2 protein-coding genes and 1 pseudogene are annotated in these 4,268 nt (G+C 70.9%); 1 reads left to right on the forward strand and 2 read right to left on the reverse strand.

Annotated elements, in window-relative coordinates; genetic code table 11:
• Nucleotides 1–787, forward strand: a pseudogene (locus KBI5_RS23240) (XRE family transcriptional regulator); the annotation flags it as partial.
• A gap of 143 nt (nucleotides 788–930) precedes the next feature.
• Here the strand turns inward: KBI5_RS23240 and KBI5_RS23245 are convergent.
• On the reverse strand, nucleotides 931–3,171 hold the full coding sequence (locus KBI5_RS23245; RefSeq protein ID WP_133057139.1) for a BTAD domain-containing protein: 2,241 nt from the start codon (nucleotides 3,169–3,171) through the stop codon (nucleotides 931–933).
• A 98-nt stretch (nucleotides 3,172–3,269) separates the two neighbouring features.
• Entirely contained in the window at nucleotides 3,270–3,548 is a 279-nt protein-coding gene (locus KBI5_RS23250) for a hypothetical protein (protein ID WP_085016472.1), read from the reverse strand.
• Nucleotides 3,549–4,268 lie beyond the last annotated feature (720 nt).

Raw genomic sequence — 4,268 nt, forward strand, 5'->3', positions numbered from 1 at the left:
CCTCGACACGCGGGTGTCCCCGAAGACTCGCCGCCGGCTGACGTGGATCGCGGGCTGGCAGGCGTTCTACCTCGGCACCCTCGGCTTCGACACCGGTGACGACGACGCGGCCCGCGAGTTCCTGGCCCTGGCGGACCAGCACGCCACCGACATCGATGATCACCTGCTCGCGGGTTCAGCCGCGGCGATGCGATCCACGGTCGCCTATTTCACCGGCGCCTACGGCACGGCCGCTGACATCGCCTACCAGGCCCGACAGAACGCCCATGCCTACACCCGGCCGATCCTCRCTGGCTGCGAGGCCCGCGCCGCGGCGCTTTCGGGACGACCGGACGATGCCCGTGCCGCGCTCGCTGACATGCAGGATCATGTCTGGAGCGGGGGAGTCATGCCGGGGCCGAATCCCGGCGATCAGGCGTTCGTTCATGCCTTCCTCGCGGTCACCTTCTCGCATCTCGGGGAGGGCGAGAAGGCCGAGAGCCACGCACGGACCGGCCTGGATCTGGAGCTCGCTAACGGGCCGCGCCACTATGTGCAGGTCAGTGGGAACTACACGGCTCTCGCGCTGACCCTCCYCAACCGGGACCATCCCGACCCGGAGCAGGCCGCCACGGCCGCGGGGCAGGCCCTTGCCGTTCTGGGTAACACACCGACCCGCGGCACGATCCAACGGGCCGGAGAGGTGTGGCATCAGATGAACGGCCGCTGGTCGGAGCTGCCGGCCGTCCGGGACCTTGGCGAGGTCGTCGCCCAGCAGCGACGAGCACTCCCACCCGCCGACGTCTGACCGCTTCCGAACATCCGTTCGTACCGGGTGCGCGCTGTGTGTCACCGGGTCAGCGAAGCTGCCGTGGCACCCCTCCTCCACCGTCGGGGAATCCCTGCCAGTGTCGTCCGAGGTGACTGGCTCTACGGATGATGGGTTGCGGGCTATGGGCGCGGGGCATGTGGGCCGGGTCGGCCGGTGAGACGGGTGTAGAGGTCGACGGTGGCTCGGCTCGGTCGGGCGGCGATGTCGTCGAGGCGTGCGCGGAGCAGGTCGTAGGCGCGGTGGAGGGCGGGCTGGTCGCCGTGGCGTGCGTGGATCCGGAACAGCTGCTGGTAGAGGTCCTCGGCGTGGGGGTCGATCGCCAGCGCGTCGTGCAGGACCGCGAGCGCCTGCTCGGTGTCGTCGTCTTCGGCCAGATCCGCGGCGAGCCGGCGGGAGGCGTCCAGGAGCTGGTGRTGGACGGTCAGGATGTGGGTGTCGGCCCATTCCCAGGTGACCTGGTCGAAAAGGCGCCGGCCGCCGGCGGTGGCGAGGGCCGTGGTGATGGCCGTACGGCGGCGGGCCCGGTCGGGGGCTTTGGTGGCAGCCGCCAGAGCGGCGCGGACCTGCCACAGGTCGACGTCGATGAGAGCGTCGTCGAGCCGGTAGCCGTGCCCGGTGCGGAGAATGAACCAGGTCCTGTCCTGATCTGTGGCGGTTCGTAGCAGGTCTCGCAGGGAGCCGATGGCCGTGTAGATCAGGTTCTTCGCGCGGGTCTCGTTGTCGGCGTCCGGGAGGAGTTCTCCTATGAGGGTTCCGGTGCGGGCGCCGTCGGGGTGCACAGCCAGGTACGCCATCAGTTCCACGGCCCGGGCCCGTAGCCCTTGCGTCAGGGGGCTGCCGCGGAGGAGAAGCTGCGGCGGTCCGAACAGCTGAAGGTGCACGGGTCGGGCCAGCCGCGGGTCGGCCCGCGCCGGCTGCTCCCCCAGGGCGGGCGGGGGCGGTGGTGCCTGCGGCGGCGGCGGGGTGAGGACGGGAGGTGGGGCCGGGGTGTAGTCGCGCAGCGGGTAGGTGGCCTCGCTGGGACCGCCGTCGCCCGGGTGAGGGCCGGYGGTGGGCACGGCGGGGCGGGGACGCAGGAGCGCGACCGTCGCCTCGGGGGTCAGGACGTTGAGACGGTGCAGCGTGCCGGCGGTGAGGACAGCGCCGTCCGCGGCCACGTCGACCATGCCGGGACGGCCCTGCGGTGCGACCAGGACCGCGCCCAGCCCGTAGGCCGTGCCGTGCGACAGCAACGCCGCCAACGCCGGCCCCCCTGCGGCCGGGTCGGTGGTGATCAGGAGCAGGGCGGGAAGCTGCTCTTCTGGCAGCGCGGCGCGTAGCTCCTCCACTGTCCGGGGCGGCACTGCCCTGTCCTCGACGGAGGTGGCGAGCCAGGCACGGTGCAGAACCTCGGCGGACAGGTGTCGCATGGCCGTGGCCAGCGTCGCCGTGACGATCAGTTCCGGTACCGGGCCGAGGTCTCCCAGCCCGAACGTGTCGAGGTCGCTGTCCGTGGTGATCACCCGGTAGGCGGGGGCGCCGCTGTCCAGGCGTGTGGTGAGCGCGGCTGTGAGCAGCGCGCGGGCGGCACCTTGCGCACCCGGCCCCGTCAGCCCTGCGAATCCCACCTGTGACAAGTCGGCATGGATGTCCCGGTCCTGCCGGTCCACGCCGATGGTGACCGGCGCTGCCGCGCCCGGCCGTGCCAGGGCAGCGTCCACCCCAACCACCGGGGCGTGCGAACGGAACATCACGGCGGACGGGGCGACACCGACCGGGCGCTCGGGGAAAGGGGCCGCGTTCAGGGGTGCCGGGGGGTAACGCGCCGGGCGGGTCAGGGTCGAGGCTGCCCGGGAGCGGTCCACGGGCCGGCGGCCCGGTAGGAACGGCGGCGGGTCGGCGGGGGGTCCCCCCGGTGCCGTGGACTCGCCCACGCCTACCGGGTCACGGTGACCGGCCGGGCGGCGGTGAGGATGGGCCACGCGGTGACGGGCGGCAGCCCCCTGAGGCGGATCCCGTAGGGCGGCCAGAGCTGATGGCCGCACAGCGACGGTGAAGACGCTCAGCGTGGTGGGACGGGCAAGCCCGCCGATCAGCCCGGCGGCCAACGTCTGCACCGGGCCCAGCACCGGCATGGTCAGCCGGTCGCCAACCGCGAGTTCCAGGCCCACAGCCACGAGAAGCARCAGCCAGAATGTCCAGCCCGCGACAGCGGCCCCCGCCCGGGCTGCTGCCGCCCCGCCGCCGGACAGGCCCGCGACGGCCGACCACGGCCACCCGGCCAGCAGACCGCAGCACAGCGGCACCCCGGCCACGAACAGGAACRCCGCCGCTCCCATCCGTAGCCGCATCCGCACCTCCGTAGCTGTGCTGTCACTCAACACTGCCACGCGTCACAGCGGACATCCAGCCCCACCGTGACGGTATTGGAGGTGATCCCACCCGATGGCGAGCAGCCCTGAACGTCTGCCCGGGGAGGTCAGGCGTGTGTGCTGTCGGCGGACAGATAGTCGATCAGCACTTTCAGCCGATGCGGGCGGTCAAGCTTGAGGCGTAGGGGAGATCCGTAGCGTGGATGAACATCCAGATAGGGGAACCGGACGTGCGGGGTGACACCCCACCTGTACGGGAAGGCGTACCACGTTCCGTTCACGTTCACGTCGCATCGAAACTGGGTCACGTACAGCCGGCCGGAGCCCTGGGAGATCCAGCCGTCGATCAGCGACCCCGACCAGGGCGCGAAAGGGTCGCCCTCCACTGYCTCCTCCGATGGTGGACGGGCCCACACACGACAGGACGCGGCCTCAAAGAGGCGTTCGCCTTCGTGACACCAGTCTGGCGATGTGGGCCATGTGGGCGGGCGTTGCCCGCTACCCAACGCGGCGGCGAGCTTCGCTCCCGCCTTCAAACTCGTCGCCTCGCCAGCCGTACCGAACCGCCGCACCCGACACCTCCATGAAACCGGGGCAACGCTGTTTCCCTGTGGATAGTCGGACAGGGCGTCGCGGTCAACGATGAGATGCCTCTCCTCGGCCACGCTGGGATCGGCGGGGCCGGTCTGCTCATGCCTGGTCCGCCCCCCTCTGCCTTCCTGTCTTCGGCCGTGACGAAAGCGGTCCTGCCAGGAGCGTCGGTCCCGGCGGTCCGATCTGCTCGGGGGTCAGCCGTCGCTGTCGACCCGCCCGGCCATGCTGAAGCGCTACTTCCGTGCCCTTCGGCCAATGGATGTGAGCGTGGCCCCGGGCCGGCTGTCCGAGAGCCGGCGCAGGGTCATACCGCGGCCCGCCGCACTGTCAGTATGTGATCTTCAGGGGGCTTTCCGGTTTCGGGATCAGCCCGTCCTGCGCTTCACAGCCACCGAATGGGCCGCATTCCTCGCAGGCGTACAGGGCCACGAGTTCGACTGATCGTCCACGGATTAGGGCTCGCAGATTATTAACGCGCTGGTTTGATCTTCGGTGTGAGGTTGATTCCGTGG

This window comes from Frankia sp. KB5, assembly GCF_002099325.1.
Lineage (GTDB): Bacteria > Actinomycetota > Actinomycetes > Frankiales > Frankiaceae > Frankia > Frankia casuarinae.